Source organism: Croceicoccus marinus (assembly GCF_001661675.2).
GTDB lineage: Bacteria > Pseudomonadota > Alphaproteobacteria > Sphingomonadales > Sphingomonadaceae > Croceicoccus > Croceicoccus marinus.
Genome location: NZ_CP019604.1, coordinates 205,996 through 230,718 on the forward strand (window position 1 = coordinate 205,996; position 24,723 = coordinate 230,718).

The following is a 24,723-nucleotide window of genomic DNA, read 5'->3' on the forward strand; positions in this document are numbered from 1 at the left end:
ACGTGTAAAGAAAACGGCGTTTCCTTTTCACGTCGTGCATACATGCAAAGACGCTGACTATTCCGCTGGCACGATCACGCTGGCGAGCCGCTGGCGGATGACATCGGTCAGCCGGGCACTCTCGGCGAACTGTTCCTCCAACGTCGCCTGCAGCTCGCCGAAGCGCTCGGCAAAGGGAACCGCATCCGCCTCTACGGCCTCGGCACCGACATAGCGGCCAGGCGTGAGGACGTAGCCATGGCCGGCAATGGTGTCGTGACTGGCCGCGCAGGCGAAGCCGGGAACGTCGGCATAGCCGTCGCCCTCACGCCAGGCGTGATACGTGCCGGCGATCTTGGCGATGTCGGCACCGCTGAACTCGCGCCGGGTGCGGTCAATCATGTGGCCGAGCTTGCGCGCATCAATAAACAGGATCTCGCCACGACGGTCACGCAGCTTCTTGTCGCGGCCAACGCCGTTCGACTTGTCCTTCGCCAGGAACCAGACGCACACGGGGATTTGGGTCGAGTAGAAGAGTTGGCCGGGCATGGCGATCATGCAGTCGATCACGTCTCCGTCTACCATCGCCCGGCGGATGTCGCCCTCGCCATTCTGGGTCGAGGACATTGATCCGTTGGCGAGGATCACGCCGGCAGTGCCCGTGGGCGCTAGGTGATGCAGGATGTGCTGGAGCCAGGCGAAGTTGGCGTTGCCCGCCGGTGGTGCGCCGAACTGCCAGCGCGCATCCTCCTTGATCCGGTCGCCGCCCCAATCGGAGATGTTGAACGGCGGATTGGCGAGCACATAATCGGCGCGCAGGTCCGGCATTTCATCTTTGTGGAAGCTGCCCTCGCTGTTCCAGCGGATGTCGGCGTCAATGCCGCGCACCACCAGGTTCATCATCGCCAGCCGCCACGTCGTGTGGTTCGACTCCTGGCCATAGATGGCTATGTCGCCGATCCGGCCGCCGTGGCTCTCGACGAACTTCTCGGACTGGACAAACATGCCGCCGGAGCCGCAGCACGGATCGTACACGCGCCCCTTATAAGGTTCGAGCATCTCCACCATCGTCCGGACGACGGAGCGCGGCGTGTAGAACTCGCCACCGCGCTTGCCCTCGCTGCCGGCGAACTGGCCCAGGAAATATTCGTAAACCCGGCCGAGCAGGTCGCGCGACGCATTGCCGGCGTCCTTGAAGCCGATACCGGATATCAGGTCGATCAGCTCGCCCAGCATCACGGCATTCAGCCCGGGCCGGGCATAGTCCTTCGGCAGCACGCCTTTGAGCCCTGGATTGACCTTCTCGATCTCCAGCATGGCGTCGTCGATGATCTTGCCAATGCCGGGCTGCTTGGCGCTCGCCTGCAAGTGTGACCAGCGCGCGCCTTTAGGCACCCAGAAGATGTTCTCGGCGCGATACTCATCCTCATCCTCGGCGCCTTCCGGATACTCGGCGAGCAGCTGCGTATGCTTCTCCTCAAACCCCTCGGAGATGTGCTTGAGGAAGATCAGGCCGAGCGCGACATGCTTGTAGTCCGACGGCTCCATGTTGCCGCGCAGCTTGTCCGCCGCTCTGAACAGCTCTGCCTCGAACCCGAGATCCCCGCCTGCCGTCGTCTTAGATACCCGTGCCATGCTCGTCCTGATTGATGCCTTACCGCTTGATAGCCATTGCGCACTGCAGCGGCCAGCATCAACCAGCTGGTCACCAAGCCGGAGCCTTTGCCGGTGACGCGGAACTGGCGCCTGACTCTTCCGTGTCAATGGTTATAGAATTGAGACCACTAAAGTCGACACTAAGGGCTACAAACAGGAGCTTTGCCGTGAACGCTCATACCGGTTTTCGCATGAAGAATCCTGCCCATCCGGGTGGCTTCATCAAGTACGACATTATTGAGCCGCTGGACCTGACGGTGACCGCCGCGGCCGAGGTGCTGGGGGTTACCCGCGCAGCATTGTCGGCGCTCCTCAACGAGCGGGCAAACCTGTCGCCGGAAATGGCCCTCCGGGTGGAGAAGGCGTTCGGTGTTTCAATGGACACTTTGATGCGCATGCAGAGCAGCTTCGACATCGCCCAGACGAGGCGGCGGGAAGGCGAAATCAAGGTGACCCCGTTCCAGGGTAAGCCGCGGGATCAGGGCGTCTCTGCAACGTGATTTGAACAGGAAGCCACCGCGATTTGCTCGTCTGCTTCAGCCCACCGCGGGGACGCATAGCGCAGCGTCGCCGGTGACGAAATCAGACGTCAGGAATGCCGCAGCATTCGCCCTCGCGGCTCATGTTTGAAGGCAGTACCTGCTGGCGCGACCGGTCGCGCCATCCGTACCGCGCGCCCAGCTTGAACTCCCTCATCTGCAATCCGCGAAGGTTAGCCTCGTCCGGGGCAGTCCGACTTAGGCGCAGCGCGGCACCTCCCGTGCCGTTGATGGCTATTTGGTCCCCAAACCGGAACATTCACGGAACTCAGCTCGGTTTGGGCTTAGCAGTCTCACGGCCGACGGCCTCGCCGCACCGACCGGAAGCTAATATAATCAGCAGGTTAGCGCCTCTGCAGCGGCCACGGCAAATCAGCCGATCAGTCCCTAATTGACAAGCACACCCTACACGGCGACCGTCAGTGTTAAGTGTCTGAGATCGTTCATGTTATCAGGTGATATCATGATATACCCGGATATCATGCCCGTAGAGCGCCCTCTAACCTACTGAAAATGCGTCCTAATCCGATTATATTCGGGTATATCACAATCCCACTTCCAAGCTCCCATCGCCCTTGGTATAAGAGAGCTTCGAAAGCCCCACCATCCACTACCAACCAGTGGATGTGTGATGACAGAATCAATGACTGCTTTCATCGGCTTGCGGGTCTGCACCGATGATCTCGCCCAGATAGACGCACTGGCCGCCAAGCACGGCTGCTCGCGTGCCGAAGCTGCGCGCAATGTCCTTCGGCTAGGCTTGCCTCTGGCCCAAAAAGGCCATTCCATCGACCTGCAGCGAATGATCCTCCTGATCGAGCACATGCAGGCTTCGATCGACGTTATAATTCACCGTGAGCATGCTGACGCAGCGGAACAGCTCGTCACGATAGCGCAAGAACGCATGGCGCAATTCCATGCGTAAGAACGACATCCGCTTCAGCGGCAAAGCCGCCACCATCGAGCATCATTCCGCACGCGGTAAGGTCACACGAAACGCGGGCAATTTCAGCCGTGGCTCGCTCTTGCGGGCCGGACCTGCTGAGTGGGGATAGTGCGCGACTAATCGGTCGTGCGGAAGAATTCGACATGGAAACGCACGGGGCCCAGGGGCTCGACATGATGGCGTATCGTCGGCTCGATGATGCCGGGCCCGCTTTCAGGCGTCAGCACGGTTTCGAACGCGGCGCGGCGCGGGTCGGTGACACGGTAGGCGAGCCGGCCGCTTTCGACGTGTACGAGGCCCCAGCTACCGTCCTTCGTCGCATGATCGGCCAGCAATGCGGTCGGGACGCTTTCCTCAGTGAAGTCGCCGCTGCGCCTGACGCTGCGCAAGCCATCGGGAAGGCTGCGGGCGGGCGGATTCACGCGCTGTCCTCCGTGGCGTAGAGCGTCTCTTCACGTCCGATGAGAATGTCAGCGAGGAACCAGTAGGCCTCGCCCCATGCCTCCAGCACCTCGTCCGCCGCGGCGTCGCCGAGGATGTCGCGGATCGCGGGCAGAAGCGCGTCGGCGACGGCGGGATAATGTTCGGGTTTCACATGCGTTGCCACATGGCGCTGCGCAATGCGCTCGATCGCGGGTTTCAGCGCATCGAGCTTGTCGACGTTCTTGGCGAACGCAAGGATGGCGGCCGCAAGCCGCCGCGGCTGTTCGCCGGATTCCTGCGCGGCCATGTCGAACAGCGTCTTGATTTCGGGGTCGACGAACAACCGCTCATACATGCGCGTCGTGATGGCGACGCCATGCTGCTCAAGCGCTGGCGCGGTCGATTTCACGATCGCCAGGGTTTCGGGGGAAAGGGGCTTGGTCATGGCGTCATCCTTCGCGGCTTGCGTTAAACATGCATATTCAGTGCATCTATACGGCTGCGAAGAAAGATGCAATTAGAAGTCATGTTTAACCGGCAGAAATCGCCATGCGGCTGACGCGCTACACCGACTATGGTCTGCGCGTGTTGCTCTACCTGGCCGAACGGCCCGATACGCTTCCCTCGATCGCGGCGATGGCCGAGTTCCACAAGATTTCGCGCAATCACCTGATGAAGGTCGTGCACGATCTGGGCCGCGCCGGTTTCGTCAGCACCGTACGAGGGCGGTTGGGCGGCGTACGCCTCGCGCGGCCGCCCGGCGAAATCAATGTCGGCGCGGTGGTGCGCCGGATGGAGGACGATTTCCATATCGTCGATTGTCCCTCATGCCGCATCGCGGGCCATTGCGGCTTGCGCGGTGCGTTGGGCGAGGCGCTGGCGGCATTTCTGGCCGTGCTCGACGGCTATACGGTCGCGGATCTGGTGGCCAAGCAGCCTGGGCCGCAGGCACTGTTCCCGGAACTGGACGAGGCAACCGATCCTTTCGGATAGGCAAAATCCCGGTCGAATATCAGGAGCATATTTCTACTCCCTATGACGGCAATGAGTACGCAAAGCTGCGAACCCCGATCGCCGCGGGGACGACCGGCATCTGAAGTGTGCCACCCAATACCTGCCATGCCGCAAACCACCCAGTGGCAGTCATCAGCATAAGGCACATTCCACTGTGTTCAAAGCCGCACCCGCTCCACCTCCGCCAGCGTGATGTCGTCCTTGCGTCGGTCGTAAAGCTGAGTGGTGCGGGTGGAGCTGTGATTGGCCATGGCGGCGGCGTTTTCCAGCGTGCCGCCATTCTTCAGGTAAGTGGTGATCCCGGTCGCGCGGAAGGTGTGGTTGCCGATCGCGGTATCGATTCCCGCAGCCTTTGCCCGGCGCCGCACCATGGCCCAGGCATTGGCCTGCGGCAGCGGGGTCTCGCTCAGCTGTTTGGTGGCCCGCGAGATGGTGCGGAACAGGGGCGAGCGCGGGTCGGTCAGGCCGCAGCCGTCGATATAGGCCTGGAGATATTCTTCCAATTGGTGGTGGCATGGCATTTCGTGTCGTTTGCCGCCCTTTTCGTGCAGCCGGACCCATAGCCGGCGGTTTTGCACGAACACATCCTCGACACGGCAAGCCAGCGCCGCACCAATGCGCGCGAAACTGTAGACCATCAATCCGATCAGCGCCCGGTCACGCAGGCCGGCGTCACCCGCAATATCGATGCTCTCGATCAACGCCTTTGCCTCGCTCGCCTCGAGCACCGGCGTACGCCCGCGGCGCACCACATGCGCCGGGCCACGCACCGAGGCGGCCGGATTGTGAGGCACGATCTGACCGACCACCAACCAGTCGAACAGATGACGGATCGCGGCGAGCCGTTGCTTGACCGTCGGCGCCGCGACTTCGCGGCCCAATTCCTCGATCCATGCCGCCACATGCATCGGTACGATCGCTGCCAAGCTGCCGACGCCATGGCTCTCGCACCAGGTGAGGAAGTCGCCCGCGGCGCGCGCATAGGCCCGGCGCGTGTTCGCGTTGCGGATCTCGGCGGCGAAGAATTCGAGAAAGCGGATGCGGGTGCGCCCGTCTGCCGCAGTGACCAGCGCCGGCAGCTGCAAAGAGCCACCGGGCAGTACGACTGGCGCGTTCATTTATCCGGCGCCTGGGCGGCGGCAGCGTCGGCAACCCCGGCGATCTCGGCCATTCGCCAAGTCCACCAGCTGCCGATGGTTTCCAAGGTCGGGCGCGGCTTCGAACAGGCGCCGCCATCGATCCAGGATGCGGTCTTCGTAATGCCTTCGGCTTCCGCCTGCGCCACCATCTCGTCATGGGGCATAAGATACCAGTCATCGCTATGAGGAAAGGCGATCCAGATGTCGCGACCGACATAATTGCGATCGATTGTCCATCGGCTCTTCAGCTGAACCTTGCGGATCACGCCGTCGCTTTCGCGATAAAGAATGAAATCGACCCCACCATCATAGACCGGCAGGAAGGCGTTGAAGTCCTGCTCGAGCGCGAGGCTGATTACCGTATTGCGGTTGATAGCCTCGCGGACCTGTGATCGATAGCGGCTCATGGCACCGATAATAGCTACCTGGCAGTATTTGATAAAGGACATTATCAGATATTCCTACGATGCTCGCAATCGGTTCGCGCAGGTCTTCGAAGAACCGAGTGACCAGACGCACGACAAACGGGTTGCATTCATATATATGGCTAGCTATATAATGGCTTCACATTTAAAGAAGGAATTTCCCCGATGAGCGCACTTTATACCACCAAGGTCACTGCCACCGGCGGGCGCAGCGGGCGCATCGCCAGCGACGACGGACTGCTCGAACTCGATCTCGCCATGCCGAGCGGCCTGGGCGGCAAGGGCGGCGCCACCAATCCCGAACAGCTGTTCGCCGCAGGCTACGCCGCCTGCTTCGGCAATGCCGTGATCCATGTCACCCGCAACACCCACAAGATCGCCGATGACGACGTGACCGTGATCGGCACCGTCTCGCTGGCTCCCAACGCCGATGGCGGCTTTGCCCTGTCGGTCGCGCTCGACGTGGCGATTGCCGGCGTCGATCAGAACACCGCGGAAAAGATCGTCGATCAGGCGCACAAGGTGTGTCCCTATTCCAATGCGGTGCGCGGCAATATCGATGTCGAACTCTCGGTTCGGGCCGACGCCTGAGAATCCGCGGATGACGGACGATCGCCATCTATCGGAACAGGAGGGGGATGAATTGCTGCGCCTCGACCGCCAGCTCTGCTTCCCCCTCTATGCCGCGACCAACCTGCTCCAGCGCCTCTATCGCCCGATGCTGGAGCCGCTCGGCCTGACCTATTCGCAATATCTGGTGATGCTGGTCCTGTGGGAGCGCGAGCCGGTTACGGTGGGCGAGTTGCAGAGCTGCCTGCGTCTCGATGTCGGCACACTAAGCCCGATGCTGAAACGCATGGAGCGCGCCGGGCTGGTGACGCGGATACGCGACCCGCGGGACGAGCGTCGGGTGCTGATCGCGCCGACGCCGAAAGGTCGCGACCTTAAAATCGAGGCGCGCGGCATCCCGCATGCCCTGGCCAAGCAGGTGGGGGTCGACGCAGAGCGGATCCACGCCCTGCGAGAGTTGACCCACGCCCTTGTCGGCCAGCTTGGCGAAGCGGCGGAGCGGGAAAGCCATCCCGCCGCCTGATCGCTCCGCACCCAGTCACATTCTCAAAAAGGATTTCCGCATGATCGTTGTCCATCACCTTGAAACATCGCGCTCGACGCGCATCCTCTGGCTGCTTGAGGAGCTGGGGCTCGAATACGAAATGCACCGCCACGCGCGGGTCAATGGCCGGGCCCCCGAAAACCTCAAGCATATCCATCCGCTGGGCAAGGCACCCTTCATCGTCGATGGCGATCTGGTGCTGGCGGAATCGAGTGCCATCCTGCGCTACATCGATGCCCGCTATGGCGGCGGCCGGCTTTCCCCGTTGGCTGGCACCGCCGAGGGTGCGATGCACGACCAGTGGCTCGACCTGGCCGAAGGCTCGGCAAGCTTTCCGCTCCTGCTGCCGCTGCTGGGCCAGATGATGGGCGGATTGCCCGATCCGATGGCGCAATTCGCCGCGGCCCGGGCCAAGGACTTGCTTGCCTATATCGCCGAAGGCGTGGGCGAAGGGCCTTACCTGATGGGTGAGCGGCTCACGCTTGCCGACATCCAGATGGTCTATACGCTCGAAATGGCCAACATGGCCGGGGCGCTCGATGGCTATCCGGCGCTGCAGTCCTATCGCGACAGGCTTCACCGGGAGCCGGGCCTCATCAAGGCTATAGAGGTAGGCGGATCGTTGGTGCCGTCCAGCTGGTCACGCGGTTGAATAACTTGCTACGCACGAGAAGAACTACATGACGACCATGGCCCTAAGGCTTGTTCAGGATACGTTCTCGCTTAGCGTACGTAGAATGCACTTTCGTGTAGTCACACCAGCTAGCACCAGCTTCAATTGCAACTGAATGTTTTGGAGATTCAATCATGATCAATATTGAACCTCTCGGGCCTGCTGCATCTGCGGTTACGATCACCGATACCGTAGAGAGCGCTGACATGACCAAGCTGGTCGATTTTGCGAGAGACATCGCGGCCAGGGACGGAAAGTCAGACCTTCTGTTCGATATCAACCAGGTGCGCGGTCTTGATGCGGGTGCCATCGGCAAGGAACTGGCCCATCTGCCAACGATGATCGCGATGCTCAGAAAGCTCGACCGGATCGCTGTCGTGGCCGACGAGGATTGGTTGCGAACTGGCGCTCGACTGGAAAGCGCGCTCTTGCCGGGAGTCGTGTACGAGGTGTTTGACCGCGATCGGGCAGACAGGGCGCGCCGGTGGATCACCAGGCAGTCCGACGACCCGCACGTAGACAGCATCCGTCTGGTCGACGTCCCGGCTTCCGGTGTGATCGCATTCGAGCTCGATGGCCGGATCACTGGCGAAAATGCCCGAAAGGTCATCAAGCAAGCCAGCGAAGCGCTCGAAAGCTCCGGCGCGACGCGCATGATGGCCAGGATCAGGCGCTGGGATGGTTTCGACATGGACGCGCTGGCGAAAGCCGGCGTGCTGGAAACCAAGATCTCGCTGGCGAAGAAGATCGAACGCTATGCGATCGTAGGCGGACCCGAATGGATCGGCTCAATGGGGAAGGTGTTCGCGCCGTTGACAGGTCTCGAGATGCGGCAGTTCGAGCACGATGACGAAGACAAGGCTCTGCGCTGGTTGTCCGAGTAAGCCGCCCGCAAGGTTCGCCTCATGGCGGGGCTCTGTTGCAAAGTTTCGCGTGCTGGCAGAAGCGCCTCCAATGGGAGAAATGAGCGAGTGCGATGAGCGACTTCAAGGGACGACATTTCGAAGGTGAGGTAATCCTGTGGTCGGTCCGTTGGTATTGTCGCTCTCCCATCAGCTATCGGGATCTCGAGGAGATGCTGACTGAACACGGCCTTGAGGTCGATGATGCGAAGATCTACCGCTGGGTGCAGCGCTATAGGGCCCTCAGCCTTGGCCGAAACGATTCGAATTGCTCAACCAGCATTTCCCCGGAGCCGCTTGATCACCATGGAGCAGTGGCCTCTCCCGGTCGCTGGCCATCTTTGCAACAGAGCTCACGCTAGTGTGTCTCTGCGCAAAACGGAGACATCGCTATGAAAGCTGTTCGCTTCCTGGAAGTTGGACGTCCTGCCGAGATTGTCGATCTGCCGAAGCCGACACCGGCGCCGGGTGAGGTGCTGGTGCGTATTGCAGGAGCCGGAGTATGTCATTCCGATCTGCACGTGCTGGACGAAGGCATCGGTATCGCAGGACCCTTTACGCTGGGTCACGAGAACGCTGGCTGGATCGCGGCACTCGGGGAAGGCGTCACCGGATGGAAGGAAGGCGACCCGGTGGCGGTCTATGGTCCGTGGGGCTGCGGCGCCTGTCACACATGCCAGACGTCCGCGGAGAACTACTGCGAACGTCATGCCACGATTCCCACCTACGGCGGGGGCCTGGGCTCGGATGGCGGCATGGCCGAATATATGATCGTGCCATCGGCCCGGCTGCTCGTTCCGCTGGGCAAGCTCGATCCGGTTACCACGGCGCCCCTCAGTGATGCCGCGCTGACGCCCTACCATGCGATCAAGACGGCGCTGCCGCTCCTGACGCCGGATGCGACGGTGCTGGTGCTCGGGGTCGGCGGTCTCGGCCACATGGCAGTTCAGATCTTGCGCGCGCTTACGCCCGCCCGCCTGATTGCCGGCGATATCGATGACGTTAAACTTTCCCATGCCCGCGAACTAGGCGCCACTCACACGATCAACACGCGTGAGAAGACGGCTACTGAGGAAATACGGGATCTGGTCGGCCAGCGTGGCGTCACGGTCGCGCTCGATTTCGTCGGCGCGCAGGCGACGATCGACATCGCCGCCAGCGTCGTGGGCCGTAACAGCCGGCTATCGATTGTCGGTCTGGCCGGGGGCACGTTGCACTATGCAGCCAACAACCCGCCTTACGGCACCCAGGTGACGGTCCCCTATTGGGGCTCACGCACCGAGTTGATGGAAGTCATCGCGCTCGCGCAATCGGGCCGGATCAAGGCGACCGTTGAGACATTCCCCCTCGAACAGGCGAATGACGTTTACCAGCGTTTACGCGACGGGAAGATCCAGGGACGTGCCATACTGATACCCTGAACCTTGGGGCTTGGACCCCGGATTCACTGACGAAAAGGCTGCGCTACCGATGCGAACGGGTAATTTGTGCGGGGTCCTTCAAAGCTGAGGGATTGTTACCGTCCAGCTACTCGTTCGCATCGGTAGCCGGCATAGCAAAACAGTAGCTGGTGGCGCCTTCTGCCAATCCAGCTTTCCCGAAAGTGGAGAGTTTTGAGAGAGGCAAGCTTCGTATTTTGATGGGGATAATCACATCAAAATCCTAGGCATCCGCAGAGCCGAGACGGCACAATGACCTCATGACAGACACTCTCACGCCGGCCGAACGCAGCGAGCGCATGTGAGGTGGTGCCGGTTTTCTGGACAGGAGGCTAAGCTATCCCGGACGTGAGGGATGGACGACAATGAAGACGACGCGGAAGCGGTATACGGGCGAGTTCAAGGCCAGGGTGGCGCTGGAGGCGATTAGAGGCGACCTGACGCTAGCGGAGCTGGCGGCCAAGCACGGCATCCACCCGACGATGATCGCGACGTGGAAGCGGCAGGCGATCGCTGGCATGGCGGCGACCTTCTCGGGAGCGACCGAAGCGGCCAAGGCTGCGGGCGACACCGAGATCGAGAAGCTGTACGCGAAGATCGGGCAGCTGGTGGTGGAACGGGATTTTTTGTCCAAGGGGTTCGCGCGATGAGCGTCGAGCGGCGGCGGCAGATGATCGAGCGGGAGCATGCCAGCCTGTCGATTGCGGCGCAGTGCCGGCTGGTGTCGATCAGCCGGTCGTCGTTTTACTATGCGCCGATGCCGGAGGCGGCCGAGACGCTGGCGCTGATGGCGGTGATCGACGCCTCGTTCCTCGACCACCCCTGGTATGGCAGCCGCCAAATGGCGCGGCACCTGTGCCGCCTCGGCCATGCGGTCGGGCGTCGGCGGGTGCGACGGCTGATGGCGAAGATGGGGCTTGCGCCCATCTACCAGCGCCCACGGACGAGCGATCCGCACCCGGAGCACCGGATCTACCCGTACCTGCTGCGCGATCTGGAGATCACCCGGCCGGGTCACGTCTGGTGCGCCGACATTACCTGGACACCCGCAACAACCATGATTTTGGCGCCGTGATTGGGCGGGTTGCGGGGATTGCCGCGAGAGACGCTATTGGAAAGGTTGGATTGGCCAATTTTCGGTGATGTCTTTGGGCTTCCGGGCCTTTTTGTCGATTTCAGGCGCACCTATCCCGTGGCTGCACATCGCTCATGGAAGATCAGGCGGTCGAAGTTGTAGGCGAGATTAGCCAGCGTGAGTTTTGCCTGCGCCCTGGCGAGCCCGATGGTCCGGATGAATAGACCATAGCGATTCTTCTGGTGCGCAAAGACGTGCTCCACCTTGGCCCGCACGGCCGATTTCGCGGCATTGGCGCGCGCGATGCGCTCGGGCATCGGTTTGCCCTTGGGCTTTCTGCGATGGATGCGGCTCGTGAGCATGTTGCGCGCCAGCCATGTCTCGTTCTTCTGGCTGCGATAGGCGCTGTCGGCCCAGACATCGCCAGCGGTGTTGGCGGTGTCGATCACCCGGCGCAACTGGCGCCCGTCGCTGTCGGCGGCCGATGTCACCGCTGCTTTGCGAATAAAGCCGAAGCGCCGGTCGATGCTGATATGCGACTTGTAGCCAAACACGGGTGTGGCGATCTGCGGCAGCGGGGTGCCGTCGGGACGATAGCGGACCTTGCCGCCGATCTTCAACGTCCAGCGTGCATCGACATCCTTCTGGTGAGCCTTGTTCGGCTTGCTGCGCCAGATCTGCCTGGCTGACTTGCCGGCTTTGATCGCGGCCTTCTCGTCCTCGGTGTTGCGCTGCTTGGGCGCGGGCACCAGCGTGGCATCGACGATCTGACCGCCCATCGCCAGGTATCCTGCCTCGCGCAGTTGCTGTTCGAACGCCTGCATCAACGCCTCAAGCGTGCCGCTCTCGGTGAGCCGGTTGCGATAGTGACGGATGGTGTTCTCGTCCGGCATCGCGCCGCCAAGGTCGAAGCCGAAGAAGCGCATCCAGCTCAGGCGATCTCTGATCATGAACTCCATGCGCGCATCCGACAGATTATGCTGCGCCTGAACCACCAGCACTTTGAACATCGCCACGGGATCGAAGGCCGGGCGACCGCCCTTGGCGCCATCGCTATAGCCAAGCCCGCGGGTCAGAAGCGGCCGGAAGCGTTCAAACTCAACCGTGCCCGCCAAAACCTCCAGCGGATCGCCGTCCTTGCTCAGCCGGTCCAAGTGCTCCGCAAGCGAAAACAGGCTGTGTGGCTGCATCGATGCTCTCCTTCCAATGCCCCGAGTGAATCACAGCACGTGCCTCAAAGCGAGGGGTTTTTGCGGGTGTCCAGCTGCGGATCAGCCCATGCGCACGGTCGATGCCGATATGGTTCTTGTAGCCGAACATCGGGATGGCAAGATCGACCGGCTTGAAGCCCTGGGGTCGCCGCCCTCCTTCACCTTGGCCTTGGAGTATTTGACCGTCCAGCGCGCGTCACGGTCTTTCTGCCGGACCTTGGCGGGCCTGGCCTTCCAGCGCTCCGGGATCTTGCCCTCTTTGATCGCCGCCTTCTCTTCGTCGGTGTTGCGCTGCTTGGGCGCCGGCACCACGGTCGCATCGATGATCTGCCCGCCCATCGCCAGATAACCGCGGTCAGTCAGCGCTGCATCGAAGCGCGCAAAAAGCTTGTCGATCGCCTTTGCCTGCACCAGCTTCTCCCGGAACAGCCACACCGTCGTTGCGTCAGGCACCCTGCCATCGAGCCCCAGCCCCAGGAACCGCTGGAACGAGAGCCGGTCCTTGATCTGGAACTCGCATCCCTCGTCCGACAGCGAGTAGAGCGCCTGCAGCACCAGGATCTTGAACATCATCACCGGATCGAACGGAGGCCTGCCGCCTTTTCCCCGAGCGCTCCGCCGCAGCACTGTCACAAGCGGCCCGCGGAACACCTCGAAATCCACCACCGCCGCCAACCGCTCCAGCGGATCCCCCGCCGCGCTCAGCGCTGTATAGCGGTCCGACAAATCAAAAAAACCGGGCTGAGCCACCATCATCGCCTCCGCTCAATTCAAGGGAGATTGAATCAGATTAGCCCATCAAAGGCGAGGGTTTTTCGAGGTGTCCGATATAGGTCACATCCGCACACCATACCCGGTTCGACCGCTTGACCACCAGTTTCCGCTACAAGTTAGGGATATATGCGATGCTACGGATGCGGATCGCTGGCCGCCAGTGACAAAACGCCCTCATGCATGCTCAATCACAGTTCTGCCAAGGTAGTACTAAAAATAGCGGCGCTTCAGACGTTTCAGTGCACGATAAAGTTTACCGGCAATCATTAGGGGAATTGGTCTACTGTACAAGCCGCGCATTTCAGAGATATGTGGTGCTAAACTTTCCCGGAAAACGTTAAAGTCTCGAGCAGATACTGCCTGGCTCCAATACGAATGACTAAGCTGTCTTAGTTTGCTCCGCTGTTCATAAATCCTTTTGCGCTTCTCTGACAACGCATCGGAGGGTAGCACTCGTTTTTTGGGTGTCCATGCTCCCGCAGCATGCTTTTGAAATAATCGAAAAGCTAGGCCCTCACGACGGTCACGCAACCCGCCCGCCTGAGATTGCGCCATATGATCGGCCGAAAGTACATCTAAACTCAGGCGCCCGTCGGCGCGGGCCCGAGCAACAATTTGCGCAAGGGCGATGGACCTCACTACAACAACAGAGTTTCCTTCCGTATCGTTGCTATAGTTCGGCAGCCATGCATCGCCAACTGCGATATCGGCGGTCTCCGCAAAAACATCATCGCAGTAATCGCAAGCACTATAACGAAAGAAATTCAATCCCCAGTCGCCACTTATCGAAGCCCTAACCGGTGAAACACTTTCTTTTTCTTCTGACCGGAGATAAACACCGTAGTCGCTAGCGTCTCGCTCGGAAAGTTTTACGCGGAAGTCGATTTCTTTCAGTTCTCCCGGCGGTATATCTTGTTCCCAAGCGAGAGCGTCAGAAAAGGATGCGCTCTTAAGATGCCCACAAACCAGTCCTACCGTGTAGACGACTCTCTCACGAATTACTTGGTCTTGTTCTGCTAAGCGGCGAACAGTTTTTACAAAGCAAGGAAGTCCCACAAAAACGTATTTGCCTGGCACGCGGCGGACTTCTGCGATCACCTCAGAGATCTCAACCGGGTAATAGCGAGACTTCGCCCTTGAAGTGATCTCTTCTTCGGTTCGGGAGATGCTGTACCTGAAAAGTGCTCCCGTTTCCTGTCGATCCGCTGGTCGGACATGGATGACTGCGTCAACCAAACCGTCCTTCAACAACTGCGCGAGGATCCAAGTAGTGAATCCGCCAGAAGCGCCGCGCTTCCGAAAGGATCCTTCTGCGACATAGCCCGCATAAAGGGCCTCGTGCCAACCCAATCGCGAGTCATGACTGGCGTTCTCCCCGAAGAACATCCTGCCAAGAGCATCTTCATGGAAGCCATTGTCGCTGAACGGACAAACCGAAAGTGCCTTTTCTGTCTCGATAACAGATATTTTTGGAAGGCTAGCTTTGTATTGCCCACAGCCTTCGGACGTTATTTCGATATCAGGAGAGACAGCTGCGCAACCGCCACATCCGATACAGTATCCTCCATCAATGACAGTTGATAACGTTCCTTTATCCCTAACTATTTCCATGGTCATCGATAAAATCTCTCAGACTTACCCTTAATAATTTCCGATCTGAACAACCGAAAGCTGTCGCAACTAGGCCTCACCGATGAGGGACGACAAAATGCGTAGCTCTGCGTTGTTGACGTCAAGCGGCAATGCCTACGTCGTGAGCATCGAAATGCCGTAGGTATCGTTCCCAACTGAGGCAAGCGCGACCGAATTGTTCCAGGGGTAAAAGGTAGGGAAGAAGTGGGAAACTGACGCGAGATTGCACTGCGAAGTTTGGACAGAATGTCGATATGTGCCACCATCACTGCGATCGCGGCGAACCCTCGCAGACCATCCATGCTGGGAAAATACTGACGCTGTCTCGTATCAAACTGCACCCCCAATGGCATGGCGAATCTGCTTATATCTGCGTTGTGTAGCGAAGGAGCAGTAGATCTCGACGCTGGACAGTCATAGCGTTCCGTCGTGCGGGCCGCGACAGTGAGGCGATCAGAAGGGGCCTTCCCTCCAATGTCTGTATCGAACCAATCGGTATTCTTTTCAACATTTCCGCCGCGACCGCGTTCCTATTAGGTTTTGAATGTCGGCTTGGCGACCGCTGAATGTCGGTTTCTGGCAAGAGCTGCCGTTCGGCGATATGCTGTGAACGGCAGCAATGTCCCAAAATCCGGCAATCGACTTCGATAGGCAGCCTTGTCCGCTTTCGGGCAATCGAAAGCTGATTAGTATTGACCGAAAGCGGGCGCGTAGCTGACGCCCGGATAAATCCGCTGGAATGTCCGCTATCCGCATCTGTCGTCCGAAAGCTGATGGGGTGGACGCCCCCCGACGGCCTTTATGGCAAAGTGGAGGTGTTGAAGCACCACTAGAGGAGGCGTCCGTGTCACAGGTTACCACGATTGGTCTGGATATCGCGAAGAACGTTTTTCATGCCCATGGCGCGGATGAGCGTGGAGCGATGGTTTTCAGTCGCAAACTGACCCGAGCCAAGTTGCTCGACTTCTTTGCCAAGCAACCCACGTGTGTAGTCGCACTCGAGGCATGTGGCGGTGCGCATCACTGGGCACGCGAGTTAGCCGCGTTGGGGCACGACGCTCGACTGATCCCGCCATCCTACGTGAAGCCGTTCGTGAAGCGGAACAAAAGCGATGCCTTGGATGCGGAAGCGATCTGCGAGGCAGCGCAGCGCCCCGGTATGCGCTATGTGGCGGTGAAGTGCGAGGAGCAACAGGCGGCCGGCCTCGTGTTCCGCACGCGCGATCTGATGGTTCGCCAGCGCACGCAGCTGATCAATGCGATCCGCGGTCATCTGAGCGAATATGGTTGGGTCGCTCCTCGCGGAACGGCGCACATGGCGATGTTGGCCGATCTTCTCGAAGAAGAGGCAATGGCCGCCACTCTTCCGCAAGCGGCGCGACCAATGTTCAAGCTGATGGTCGAGCACCTGAATGAACTCGAAAAGCGCGTCGCAGAGTTGGACCGCGAAATCGCCCGCCGTGCGAAGGAAGACGAAGATGCCCGGCGGCTCATGACCATTCCCGGTGTCGGTCCGATCGCGGCAACGGCAATTCTCGCGCTCGCACCGCCGATCGAGACTTTCCGCAAGAGCCGCGACTTCGCGGCATGGCTGGGTCTGACACCGCGCCAGCACTCAACCGGTGGTAAGCAACGCCTTGGCAGCATATCACGAATGGGCGAACGGAGCATTCGACGACTGCTGATCATCGGCGGCAGCTCGATAGTTCGCCAGGCAAGACGCTTCGGGGCGCCGGAAGGTTCGTGGCTGGAACGCATGCTGGCTCGTAAGCCGCGCATGCTGGTCTCGGTGGCGCTTGCCAACAAAATGGCGCGCATGGTCTGGGCCCTGCTTACCAAGCGCGAAGATCATAGAGCTCCGGCGGCCCTCGCGGTGTAAGTCGCGAACGGCAGCCAGAGGCGTCGGAGGACGTAGGCGATCGAAGGAGGGTATGGCACAACCGTCGGCGAGACGGGGCTGGAAGAACCAGAGAATGGCAGGGCGCTAGCCAAGCGCGCAAAGCTGAAATGGATCCAGTCCGCGAACTCCCATACTGGCCCGCAGCTATGGTGCTGCTCATCGAGGCCGGACAGATGACAGCATCCGACTACGTGCCAACATACCCGAATTTATTGCTTGCATCCCATGGGGCGTCCACAGATGACTTTCCGGATCGTCCGACAATCACGCCATTCACTCTAGCCCTGGGGAGACCTGCTTGCCACACCCTGTAATGGAGAACGTTACAGTCCCTTGACCAACTTTGTAATGCATGGCATTACAACTCCTTGGAGATCGAAAGCATCGATCATAAGAACCTTCGCAAGTTTTTCACGAGCGGGAAGGCGAGGGGGCTCATGGAGGTGGAACGCCTGCGCAGGATGCTCGCGTTTATCGATGCCGCGGGTTCATTTGCCGAGTTAGGCATCCCGCCGAACTTCGGTTTCCATGCGCTGACAGGCGATCGCGATGGGCGGTTTGCAATGACGGTGACGAAGAACTGGCGGCTCGTGTTCACCAAGGTTGACGAGACCACCATCGCCAATCTCGACTTGGAGGATTATCACTGATGGCTCTCAAGATGCATCGCACGCTGGCGGTTCACCCCGGCACCTGGCTCAAGGAAGAGATGGTGGTGCCTTATGGCGTTACTGTCACTGACCTGGCCGAGCGCTTCGGTGTATCGCGGCCGCCATTGAGCAATCTGCTCAACGGCAAGGCGGGACTGTCGCCTGAAATGGCGATCCGTTTCGAAAAGGCTTTCGGTGTTTCTGCGGCAACGCTGCTACGCATGCAGGCGACCTATGATCTCGCGCGCGCGGAGAAATTGGCCGACGGTATCAAGGTCGATCGTATCCCGGAGCCTGTCTAAGCGACATAGCGAGCGTCGGCCTTCGGAACCGCTTCGGGGGCGAACTTCTGCATTTCTGAGGCTTGCACCAGTTTCTGCAAGTTAGAGAAGACACTATTTTCGCCAGACAGAGATGCCACGCTTTGATGCAGCAGGGGCACCGCGTAGTCTCGCGAAATTGCGCAGCACTGCCCCTGCGGGTGCGCAGGCTTGGCTGTGACGAACCCCTTGGACCCGCTGCGCATGCAGCGAGCACGGTCAGGTCCGTGTGACAATGCAAGCCATTCAGTCTAACGTGTATTGATAGAGTCTTCATCGTCGTCAGCGTTCTGAATGTTCCGCTGCCATATCTACTTTGAGGTTCCGCCGCTGCATGGGCCGAGCAAGCAATTTGACATTCAATTGGTAGCAGCGCACGGGATCTCCCTTGCGACATTCAATTTCCCGACGGATAATCATGAACGATTTTGACGCGCGCCGTGCTTCGCTGGAACTGGTTACCGCCTTTGTAAATAACAACAGGCTCACGGCTGCCGAGCTTCCGAAATTGCTCGGCGATGTATTTAAAGCAATTTCGGATTTCGAGGCTAAATCCGGGGAAGAGGCTGACCTCGACGAAAAGCAGTTCGAGGCTGATGCGCCAATCGCACCTGCTCCCGCCGCGACCCTCGGAACCGCATCGACAGCAATTGCCGAGCTCTCCGAAAGTCAAACCCCGGCAATTGACGATGGCCCGCAGGCACCTACGGCCCAAGAGCCTGCCGTGTCGGTCGAAACCTCGCTTGCCGATCCGAGTGTCATCGTCTCGCTGATCACTGGCGAGAAGTTCAAGATGCTCAAACGACACCTGAAAAAGCACGGCGTGACTGAGGCGGAATACAGGAAGCGTTTTGATTTGCCCGACGATTATCCGATGGTCGCGCCCGCCTATTCGAAGCTCCGCCGCGAAGTGGCGACAAAGATGCATCAGAATGGCAAAGAGGGCGGTTCGGAGAGCAAGGCTGCGGAAGAACCAGGGGCTGCAACCGTTGATGAGCCATCCAAGGCGCCGAAACGGAAAGTCGCTACGGCCAATAAGACCTCTCAAGGAAAGGTGACTTCTTCACAAAAGAAAGCGCGCGCGAGCAGAGCCGCTTCCGCAAGGGCTTTAAAGCGAGACAAGGGGCCTGAGGAGACTGAGACCACCGAAACCCGTGCCGCCCCGGAGAATGCCCCCGACGTGTCGTCGGTCGCTCACGGCGCCCCGGACGCTAACCCGGCTTCGAACTCGCTGCCTGAAGGCATGCAGACTGACATGGCAAACGCGGACAACAAGCCCTTGGAGCCAGCAACTGAGAAGCCTGTGCGGAAACGGCGCATGGCCCGGCAACCGGCTGACGAAAGTCTTGCTGCCAATACAACCCCGGCTCTTACGGACAAGCCTGAGAATGCGGATGCCAGTTCGGCTGACACAGGTGCAAAAGCCAAGTCTGCAGGCCGCAAGACCAGCAAGGCGAGGGGAGGGGGCGCGACGAAAACGACATCGGCCGGCGCCGGTGTGGAGCCGAAATCGGCGAGCAAGGACCGCAAGAAACTCTCACCGGTATTTCGCTGAGAATTGTGGCGGCAGCAAACAGCGGACGCCAGAGCAAAGGACGAACCTAGCAGGAGTTGGGGCAGGGCAAGAAGGTAGCCGCCGCCCTACCGCAGAACTGCAATCAGCTGTTGTTCCGCCGCTTCAGAGTCGGTCAAACACCGAGCCCATGCGAGGTGAGAACAGCCGCTCGTAGGTTTTGAGAAGGTGCGTGTCGGTCATGGCGGCGATATAGTCGCAAATGATCCGCGGGTCGCCGTGAGCCGCGGTGAATTTCGCCAGCACCTCTCGGGGCAGCAGACGATCCGGATCAGCCTCCATTGCTTCGAAGACGGCGACGACCATGCTTTGCCCCTTGTATTCAAAGTGTTGCACTGAAGGGCTGGTGATCACTTCGCGCACGACGAAGTCCTGCAGAACGGGGGCCGGTGAGAGAATGTTCGAAAACGTACGCTAAGCATCCCGACCGTTCCGATGGAGGCGGAGCGGCCTGAACCGCTCGCGGGGCTTGTCCATCTCGCTCCACAGATAGTCGCCAGTGAGGCCGATATGCTCCCAGCCCAATGGCGCGACATGGGCAAGCAGTTCGTCCAGCACCTCGACACCGCTGGCGCGCAAATGCCGGACGGCGCGGTCGAGATAGACGGTGTTCCAGAGCGTGACGGCCGCGGTGAGCAGGGTCAGGCCAGAGGCACGATGGCGCTGGTTCTCGAAGGTGCGGTCGCGCAGTTCGCCGAGGCGGTTGAAGAAGATGGCGCGGGCGAGCGCGTTGCGGGCCTCACCCTTGTTGAGGATGCTGCCGGTGCGACGCCGCTGTTCGGGATCGTCGAACCAGTCGAGCATGAACAGTGTGCGCTCAATCCGCCCGATCTCACGCAGCGCGCGGGCGACGGGGTTTTGACGCGGGAAACCCGCCAGCTTGCGCAGCATGACCGAGGCACTGACGGTGCCGGCGCGGATCGAGGCGGCGAGCCGCAGCGTCTCGTCCCAATCCTCTTCGATCGCGCGAACGTTGACCGGGCCCGCGACAAGTTGGCGCAGCGTCGGCCAAGGATCGAGCGACGACAGGCTATACAGGCGGCGTTCGTTGAGGTCGCGAATACGCGGTGCGAAGCGGAAGCCGAGCAGATGGCACAAGCCGAAGACATGATCGACCGCCCCGGCGGTATCGGTCGCATGTTCGCGGATCACCAGTTCACTCTCATGATCGAGCAGGCCGTCGAGGACATGCGCGGCCTCACCAGCATTGGCGGCTATGACCTTGGTATGGAACGGCGTGAAGCGGTCGGTGACGTGGGTGTAGAACAGCACGCCGGGTTCGCTGCCGTAGCGGGCGTTGCGATCGGCGCGCGCCTCGCCCTGACCGCCGGCGCGGAAGAACTGCCCGTCCGAGGACGATGTGTCGCCCGGTCCCCAGACCTAGGCGAGCGGATGCGCGGTGTGGCAGTCTACGATCGCCGCCAGCGCCGACAGGTACGTTTCATCGCGCACATGCCATTCCGCAGTCCAGCGCAGGCGTGACAATGTCAGCCCACGCGAGCTTTCCGCCATGCGCCCGAGGCCGAGATTGGTCGCATCGGCGAGGATCGACCCCATCAGCGCGGACTGGTCAGAGGCCGGCTCGCCACTGCGGGCATGAACGAAACGGTCGGCAAAGCCCGACCACGCGGCGACCTCAACCAGCAGGTCCGTAATGCGGACACGCGGCAGCATCGCGTAGAGCCGGGCCTTCAGCGCCTCGGCATCGTCGGACGGAGATCGCCGGATCGGCGAGATCAACAACTGCCCGCGCTCGATCGTTACGTCGACCAGTTCGCCGGCCGCGGCTGCGCGCTCCACCTCGGTCATGCGCTGGGTCAGCATCGCGCGCCGTTCCTCATACCATTGAGAAAAACGGGACGGCACGGCGAGGCGCAGATCGCTATCGGTGCGCATCGTCTCAAAGGCGGGCACCGGCAGCAGGTAATCGTCCAGCGTGCGATAGGCGCGGCTGCCATCTACCCAGATGCTGCCTGATCCGAGCCGTTCGCGCAGGTGGACGATCACCGCGATCTCATAGGCGCGGCGGTCGATTGTCCCTTCGGCCGGCTGCACGACCTTGTGCCAGCGTGGCTTGATGAAGCTGGTCGGCACACGCTTCGGCAGGACCGATCGGCCGTCGCGGTACATCGTTCGCAGCGCCTCGATCGCGCCGAGCAGCGGATCGCCCGATCTCGCGGTCCGGAAGGTGAAGGCGGCGAGGAAGGTCGGGGCGAACCGCCGCACGGCAGGGTAGCGTTCGACCACTTCCTCCAGACCGTCATCGGCCGCACGCGTCAGATCCTCGGCGAAGCGGATGCTGCGTTCGAGCTGATCCCAGCCCACCCGGTCATCGATCGTGCGAAAGGCGTCGCGTCCGCTCGCGCGTGCATCGACCAGCAAGCGGCCGAGCCGGACATGAAAGCGCGCCGTGTCTTTCAGCATCCGTGCCTGCCCGAGCAGCCGGTCGGACCGGGTACGGTCGGCGCGGCGGAACAGCGCCCCCACCATCTTCTCGACCATGACCAAGGCGGCATCGGTCAGCGCCGCCTCCATCTCGATCATGGAGGCGACCAGCATCGCGAGTCGGCGCGGGCGTTCGAGACGCCGGAGGTGTTGCGCAGTGACGATGCCGGCGGTCCGGGCGATGACGGCATAGCGGGCGGCATGGATACGTCGTGCCCGATCGGTTGCGATCCCGATGCCGCGCACCGCGTCGAGCCGTTCGACGATCCCCTTCAGGTTCGACGCCGATGGCGCTTCCGGCCATTCGCGTAGCCATCCCAGACGGGTGCGACCATTGTCATCGGATGCGATCAGGCGTTCGAGTGCCGCTTCCTGATCGGCCGAGCAATCGCGGATCAGTCCGGCATGGGCGGCCTTGCGTGCATGGGCCCGCACGATGAGGGCGAGCCGTTCCAGCGTCGATGCCGCAGGCAGAACAATCCGGTCGAGCCGCAGGCGATTGACCATGCCGGCGACGATCGCCTCGCCCCGATCGGTCGAGGTGGCGATCTCTGATCCCAGTGCCAGCGTCGATCGTACGTCGATCCGGTCAAAGGCGCGCAGACCAAGATACGCTTCGATCTCGGCGCGATGCTCGCGCAGCGTCGTCGCACGGGCAGAATAGTCGGCGAAGTCGTCGATCCGGCAACCGATCTGGTCGGCGAGCAGCGACAGCATGAGGGCGGGCACTGCTTCACTCGGCAGCAGCGCACGCCCCGGATGACGCAGGTAGCAGAGCTGCACGGCATAGCCGAGCCGGTTCGCTCTGCGCCGACGACGCGCTACCTGCGCGAGGTCATCGGGGCCGAGAGTGAAGAGCCGCTCGATCGTCGCGCTGTCAGAAGGCGGATCGAAGATCACAGCGCGCTGCGCAGGCGATAATATTGTTCTGGACGGCATCGGCTTCCTGTTTGTCACGCAACAGGGATGTGGCCCTGTTCATGGAGCATAGACGAGGAGACGGGTTATGTGACATTATGCAGATTGATCGACGGGCAATGCCGCTCCGTCACGCAGACGGACGTATATGTGACAACGCAGCTCGGTTACGCGCGAGTGTCCAAGGCGGATGGCAGCCAGGTTCACGACCTTCAGCACGACGCGCTGGTCGCGGCCGGCGTCGATCCCGAGCATATCTATGAGGATGCCGCGTCGGGCCGGCTCGACAAGCGGCCGGGGCTGGATGCCTGCCTGAAGGCACTGCGCCGTGATGACACGCTGGTCATATGGAAGCTCGACCGCCTCGGTCGCGACCTGCGCCACCTCGTTAACACAGTCGGCGACCTGACCAAGCGTGGCATCGGCCTCAAGGTGCTGGCCGGCGAAGGCGCGTCGATCGACACCACCACCGCCAACGGTCGGTTGATCTTTGCGATTTTTGCCGGCCTCGCCGAGTTTGAGCGCGAGTTGATCGTCGAGCGCACCCGCGCCGGTCTGGAATCGGCACGTGCGCGCGGCCGACATGGCGGTCGCCCGTTCAAGATGACGCCCGCCAAACTGCGGCTTGCCCAGGCGGCTATGGGCAAACCCGAAACCAAGGTCGCCGAGCTGTGCGCCGAGCTGGGCATCACGCGTCAGACGCTCTACCGGCATGTTACGCCGAACGGAGAGATCAGGACGGACGGACAGAAGCTTCTCGCTCGAAAAGCGCGCCCATCGATCAAGGCATGACGAATTTGAACAATCTCACGTTCGTATTCATCGGAGGGGAGCATCAGGTCCTGCATCTCGCGCCGGTCGCCGCAGAACTTAGCCTGAGCCATCCGGATATCACGGTCCGCTGCATCTGCGCCGACGACCGCACCGCCGCCGCCTTGCGCGCAGTGGCTGCGGCGATGAGAGCCAGCACGATGACCGTGACGCAGATCGCCTGGCCTTGGGCGGGCAGGATTGCAGCGCGCATAACGGGCAGCCGCTCGGCGGCGAAGGGGCCCCTGCTGGCGCGGATCCGATGGCAGGCCCGCAAGACCCAGGCCATCATCGTTCCCGAGCGCACCTCTGCGGCGTTGCGATGGCTCGGATGGAAGCGTCCGCTGGTACATTTCCGCCACGGCGCTGGCGACCGTGCACCATCCTCCGAAGCCAAGCAGAGAGCCTTCGATGCCATCTTCGTTCCCGGACAGAAAGACATCGAGCGTGCCGTCGCGCAAGGCCTCAGCCGTAAGCGGCTTTCGGCCGTGGGCTATATAAAGATCGACTATTTGCAGGCCTTGCCCACCGGACCGCAATTGTTCGACAACGATCGCCCGACCGTCTTCTACAACCCTCATTTTGATCCTGCGCTGTCCTCGATCGGGATCGCTCGCGATGTCATCGCCCGTTTCCGCCAACAGGAGCGGTACAACTTGGTCTTCGCCCCTCATGTCCGCGCGTTCGAAAACCTCGATCCGATCGCGCGAGCGCGGTGGCTGGAACTTGCCGTGCCAGAGCACATCGCGGTCGATCTGGATTCTCCCAAGCTGTTCGACATGAGCTATGCGCGGGCCGCCGACATCTATCTGGGCGACATGTCGAGCCAGCTTTACGAATTCCTCGCTAAGCCGCGGCCCGTCGCTTTCGTGAATGCGCATGGCGCTAACTGGCAGGACGATCCAAGGTACGCTGGTTGGCATCTGGGAGAGGTCGCATCAGGTGCCGACGATGTGCTTGCTGCAGTAGATCGAGCCTTCGAACGGCATCCCGACATGATCCAAAGACAGGCGAAAGCGACAGCGTTCGCGTTCGGCCGCTACGATGGCGCAATCAAACGGGCCTCATACCAACTGCTCCACACCCTGCAATCGCTCTGATCCCTTAGCGTACGTTTTCGAACATTCTCTCACCGGACCCCAAGGACGTCGCCAAGCTGCTCACCA

Annotated in this window: 22 protein-coding genes and 5 pseudogenes; 17 read left to right on the forward strand and 10 right to left on the reverse strand. The window is 61.0% G+C overall.

The genetic code is table 11. The annotated features are described in order from the left end of the window. Positions 1 to 57: 57 nt before the first annotated feature. Positions 58 to 1,614 (reverse strand): class I SAM-dependent DNA methyltransferase, encoded by a 1,557-nt coding sequence (locus A9D14_RS18545; protein WP_066850875.1) that lies wholly within the window; start codon positions 1,612 to 1,614, stop codon positions 58 to 60. 212 nt (positions 1,615 to 1,826) lie between these two features. Here A9D14_RS18545 and A9D14_RS18550 point away from each other — a divergent pair, with 212 nt between their 5' ends. The 3 genes from A9D14_RS18550 (at position 1,827) to A9D14_RS19735 (ending at position 3,229) form a co-directional block, all read left to right on the forward strand. Further along, positions 1,827 to 2,135 carry a HigA family addiction module antitoxin gene (locus A9D14_RS18550; protein ID WP_202807157.1) on the forward strand — a complete coding sequence of 103 codons (309 nt, stop codon included), beginning with the start codon at positions 1,827 to 1,829 and terminating at the stop codon, positions 2,133 to 2,135. A 682-nt stretch (positions 2,136 to 2,817) separates the two neighbouring features. After that, entirely contained in the window at positions 2,818 to 3,099 is a 282-nt protein-coding gene (locus A9D14_RS19730) for a hypothetical protein (RefSeq protein ID WP_157668316.1), read from the forward strand. Then, on the forward strand, positions 3,092 to 3,229 hold the full coding sequence (locus A9D14_RS19735; RefSeq protein ID WP_157668317.1) for a hypothetical protein: 138 nt from the start codon (positions 3,092 to 3,094) through the stop codon (positions 3,227 to 3,229). The genes A9D14_RS19730 and A9D14_RS19735 overlap by 8 nt, the downstream gene beginning before the upstream one ends. 7 nt (positions 3,230 to 3,236) lie before the next feature. Here the strand turns inward: A9D14_RS19735 and A9D14_RS18565 are convergent, their stop codons facing one another. Together A9D14_RS18565 and A9D14_RS18570 are read right to left on the reverse strand one after the other, a co-directional pair. Next, positions 3,237 to 3,542, reverse strand: a complete 306-nt coding sequence (locus A9D14_RS18565; RefSeq protein WP_066850877.1) for a TehB family protein — start codon at positions 3,540 to 3,542, stop codon at positions 3,237 to 3,239. Beyond that, positions 3,539 to 3,988, reverse strand: coding sequence for a globin domain-containing protein (locus A9D14_RS18570; RefSeq protein WP_066850878.1), 450 nt, complete (start codon positions 3,986 to 3,988; stop codon positions 3,539 to 3,541). The genes A9D14_RS18565 and A9D14_RS18570 overlap by 4 nt, the downstream gene beginning before the upstream one ends. 104 nt (positions 3,989 to 4,092) lie before the next feature. Between A9D14_RS18570 and A9D14_RS18575 the strand changes: the two genes are divergently transcribed. Continuing rightward, on the forward strand, positions 4,093 to 4,536 hold the full coding sequence (locus A9D14_RS18575; protein WP_066850879.1) for an RrF2 family transcriptional regulator: 444 nt from the start codon (positions 4,093 to 4,095) through the stop codon (positions 4,534 to 4,536). A 179-nt stretch (positions 4,537 to 4,715) separates the two neighbouring features. Here the strand turns inward: A9D14_RS18575 and A9D14_RS18580 are convergent, their stop codons facing one another. Both A9D14_RS18580 and A9D14_RS18585 read right to left on the reverse strand, forming a co-directional pair. Then, positions 4,716 to 5,675: a tyrosine-type recombinase/integrase gene (locus A9D14_RS18580; RefSeq protein ID WP_066850880.1), complete on the reverse strand. Its 960-nt coding sequence runs from the start codon at positions 5,673 to 5,675 to the stop codon at positions 4,716 to 4,718. Further along, positions 5,672 to 6,145 carry a hypothetical protein gene (locus A9D14_RS18585; RefSeq protein WP_157668318.1) on the reverse strand — a complete coding sequence of 158 codons (474 nt, stop codon included), beginning with the start codon at positions 6,143 to 6,145 and terminating at the stop codon, positions 5,672 to 5,674. The genes A9D14_RS18580 and A9D14_RS18585 overlap by 4 nt, the downstream gene beginning before the upstream one ends. Before the next feature lie 141 nt (positions 6,146 to 6,286). Here A9D14_RS18585 and A9D14_RS18590 point away from each other — a divergent pair, with 141 nt between their 5' ends. From A9D14_RS18590 to A9D14_RS18620, 7 genes and pseudogenes are all read left to right on the forward strand, one after another. Further along, positions 6,287 to 6,712, forward strand: a complete 426-nt coding sequence (locus A9D14_RS18590; protein ID WP_066850882.1) for an organic hydroperoxide resistance protein — start codon at positions 6,287 to 6,289, stop codon at positions 6,710 to 6,712. Positions 6,713 to 6,722: 10 nt separating this feature from the next. Further along, entirely contained in the window at positions 6,723 to 7,214 is a 492-nt protein-coding gene (locus A9D14_RS18595; protein WP_066850883.1) for a MarR family winged helix-turn-helix transcriptional regulator, read from the forward strand. Positions 7,215 to 7,254: 40 nt separating this feature from the next. Next, complete coding sequence (locus A9D14_RS18600; RefSeq protein ID WP_066850884.1) at positions 7,255 to 7,887, forward strand: glutathione S-transferase family protein; 633 nt, start codon at positions 7,255 to 7,257, stop codon at positions 7,885 to 7,887. Between the two features lie 155 nt (positions 7,888 to 8,042). Then, the gene (locus A9D14_RS18605; RefSeq protein WP_066850885.1) at positions 8,043 to 8,792 is read left to right on the forward strand and encodes a SpoIIAA family protein; all 750 of its coding nucleotides are present in this window, start codon (positions 8,043 to 8,045) and stop codon (positions 8,790 to 8,792) included. 92 nt (positions 8,793 to 8,884) lie between these two features. Continuing rightward, positions 8,885 to 9,046 (forward strand): annotated as a pseudogene (locus tag A9D14_RS18610) (IS6 family transposase); the annotation flags it as partial. A gap of 156 nt (positions 9,047 to 9,202) precedes the next feature. Continuing rightward, positions 9,203 to 10,231 (forward strand): NAD(P)-dependent alcohol dehydrogenase, encoded by a 1,029-nt coding sequence (locus A9D14_RS18615; RefSeq protein WP_066850886.1) that lies wholly within the window; start codon positions 9,203 to 9,205, stop codon positions 10,229 to 10,231. Positions 10,232 to 10,614: 383 nt separating this feature from the next. Beyond that, positions 10,615 to 11,297 (forward strand): annotated as a pseudogene (locus A9D14_RS18620) (IS3 family transposase); the annotation flags it as partial. A gap of 137 nt (positions 11,298 to 11,434) precedes the next feature. Here A9D14_RS18620 and A9D14_RS18625 read toward each other — a convergent pair. The 3 genes and pseudogenes from A9D14_RS18625 to A9D14_RS18635 form a co-directional block, all read right to left on the reverse strand. Then, a complete protein-coding gene (locus A9D14_RS18625; protein ID WP_066846364.1) occupies positions 11,435 to 12,514 on the reverse strand; it encodes a transposase in 1,080 nt (359 codons plus the stop codon). 70 nt (positions 12,515 to 12,584) lie between these two features. Continuing rightward, positions 12,585 to 13,288: pseudogene (locus A9D14_RS18630) on the reverse strand (IS5 family transposase); the annotation flags it as partial. A 231-nt stretch (positions 13,289 to 13,519) separates the two neighbouring features. Next, positions 13,520 to 14,926, reverse strand: coding sequence for a Coenzyme F420 hydrogenase/dehydrogenase, beta subunit C-terminal domain (locus A9D14_RS18635; protein WP_083988201.1), 1,407 nt, complete (start codon positions 14,924 to 14,926; stop codon positions 13,520 to 13,522). An 859-nt stretch (positions 14,927 to 15,785) separates the two neighbouring features. Here A9D14_RS18635 and A9D14_RS18640 point away from each other — a divergent pair. From A9D14_RS18640 to A9D14_RS18660, 4 genes are all read left to right on the forward strand, one after another. Next, positions 15,786 to 16,820 carry an IS110 family RNA-guided transposase gene (locus tag A9D14_RS18640; RefSeq protein ID WP_066850888.1) on the forward strand — a complete coding sequence of 345 codons (1,035 nt, stop codon included), beginning with the start codon at positions 15,786 to 15,788 and terminating at the stop codon, positions 16,818 to 16,820. 389 nt (positions 16,821 to 17,209) lie between these two features. After that, the gene (locus A9D14_RS18645) at positions 17,210 to 17,491 is read left to right on the forward strand and encodes a type II toxin-antitoxin system RelE/ParE family toxin (RefSeq protein WP_066850889.1); all 282 of its coding nucleotides are present in this window, start codon (positions 17,210 to 17,212) and stop codon (positions 17,489 to 17,491) included. Continuing rightward, on the forward strand, positions 17,491 to 17,793 hold the full coding sequence (locus A9D14_RS18650; protein WP_066850890.1) for a HigA family addiction module antitoxin: 303 nt from the start codon (positions 17,491 to 17,493) through the stop codon (positions 17,791 to 17,793). The genes A9D14_RS18645 and A9D14_RS18650 overlap by 1 nt, the downstream gene beginning before the upstream one ends. Positions 17,794 to 18,229: 436 nt before the next feature. Then, positions 18,230 to 19,366 carry a MucR family transcriptional regulator gene (locus A9D14_RS18660; RefSeq protein WP_066850892.1) on the forward strand — a complete coding sequence of 379 codons (1,137 nt, stop codon included), beginning with the start codon at positions 18,230 to 18,232 and terminating at the stop codon, positions 19,364 to 19,366. A 123-nt stretch (positions 19,367 to 19,489) separates the two neighbouring features. Here the strand turns inward: A9D14_RS18660 and A9D14_RS18665 are convergent. Next, a pseudogene (locus A9D14_RS18665) lies at positions 19,490 to 19,762 on the reverse strand (dGTPase); the annotation flags it as partial. 36 nt (positions 19,763 to 19,798) lie between these two features. Beyond that, positions 19,799 to 22,768: pseudogene (locus A9D14_RS18670) on the reverse strand (Tn3 family transposase). A gap of 129 nt (positions 22,769 to 22,897) precedes the next feature. Between A9D14_RS18670 and A9D14_RS18675 the strand changes: the two are divergent. Next, positions 22,898 to 23,539 (forward strand): recombinase family protein, encoded by a 642-nt coding sequence (locus A9D14_RS18675; RefSeq protein WP_066046204.1) that lies wholly within the window; start codon positions 22,898 to 22,900, stop codon positions 23,537 to 23,539. Continuing rightward, positions 23,536 to 24,657 (forward strand): hypothetical protein, encoded by a 1,122-nt coding sequence (locus A9D14_RS18680; RefSeq protein ID WP_066850894.1) that lies wholly within the window; start codon positions 23,536 to 23,538, stop codon positions 24,655 to 24,657. Before A9D14_RS18675 ends, A9D14_RS18680 begins: the two co-directional genes overlap by 4 nt. Positions 24,658 to 24,723 lie beyond the last annotated feature (66 nt).

Coding starts and splice junctions, on each gene's coding strand:
- A9D14_RS18605 (WP_066850885.1), top strand. CDS start 8,043: ATGATCAATATTGAACCTCTCGGGCCTGCTGCATCTGCGGTTACGATC.
- A9D14_RS18650 (WP_066850890.1), top strand. CDS start 17,491: ATGGCTCTCAAGATGCATCGCACGCTGGCGGTTCACCCCGGCACCTGG.
- A9D14_RS18580 (WP_066850880.1), bottom strand. CDS start 5,675: ATGAACGCGCCAGTCGTACTGCCCGGTGGCTCTTTGCAGCTGCCGGCG.
- A9D14_RS18615 (WP_066850886.1), top strand. CDS start 9,203: ATGAAAGCTGTTCGCTTCCTGGAAGTTGGACGTCCTGCCGAGATTGTC.
- A9D14_RS18600 (WP_066850884.1), top strand. CDS start 7,255: ATGATCGTTGTCCATCACCTTGAAACATCGCGCTCGACGCGCATCCTC.
- A9D14_RS18590 (WP_066850882.1), top strand. CDS start 6,287: ATGAGCGCACTTTATACCACCAAGGTCACTGCCACCGGCGGGCGCAGC.
- A9D14_RS18595 (WP_066850883.1), top strand. CDS start 6,723: ATGACGGACGATCGCCATCTATCGGAACAGGAGGGGGATGAATTGCTG.
- A9D14_RS18550 (WP_202807157.1), top strand. CDS start 1,827: ATGAAGAATCCTGCCCATCCGGGTGGCTTCATCAAGTACGACATTATT.
- A9D14_RS18575 (WP_066850879.1), top strand. CDS start 4,093: ATGCGGCTGACGCGCTACACCGACTATGGTCTGCGCGTGTTGCTCTAC.
- A9D14_RS18625 (WP_066846364.1), bottom strand. CDS start 12,514: ATGCAGCCACACAGCCTGTTTTCGCTTGCGGAGCACTTGGACCGGCTG.
- A9D14_RS18545 (WP_066850875.1), bottom strand. CDS start 1,614: ATGGCACGGGTATCTAAGACGACGGCAGGCGGGGATCTCGGGTTCGAG.
- A9D14_RS18635 (WP_083988201.1), bottom strand. CDS start 14,926: ATGACCATGGAAATAGTTAGGGATAAAGGAACGTTATCAACTGTCATT.
- A9D14_RS18680 (WP_066850894.1), top strand. CDS start 23,536: ATGACGAATTTGAACAATCTCACGTTCGTATTCATCGGAGGGGAGCAT.
- A9D14_RS18660 (WP_066850892.1), top strand. CDS start 18,230: ATGAACGATTTTGACGCGCGCCGTGCTTCGCTGGAACTGGTTACCGCC.
- A9D14_RS19735 (WP_157668317.1), top strand. CDS start 3,092: ATGCGTAAGAACGACATCCGCTTCAGCGGCAAAGCCGCCACCATCGAG.
- A9D14_RS18570 (WP_066850878.1), bottom strand. CDS start 3,988: ATGACCAAGCCCCTTTCCCCCGAAACCCTGGCGATCGTGAAATCGACC.
- A9D14_RS19730 (WP_157668316.1), top strand. CDS start 2,818: ATGACTGCTTTCATCGGCTTGCGGGTCTGCACCGATGATCTCGCCCAG.
- A9D14_RS18585 (WP_157668318.1), bottom strand. CDS start 6,145: ATGTCCTTTATCAAATACTGCCAGGTAGCTATTATCGGTGCCATGAGC.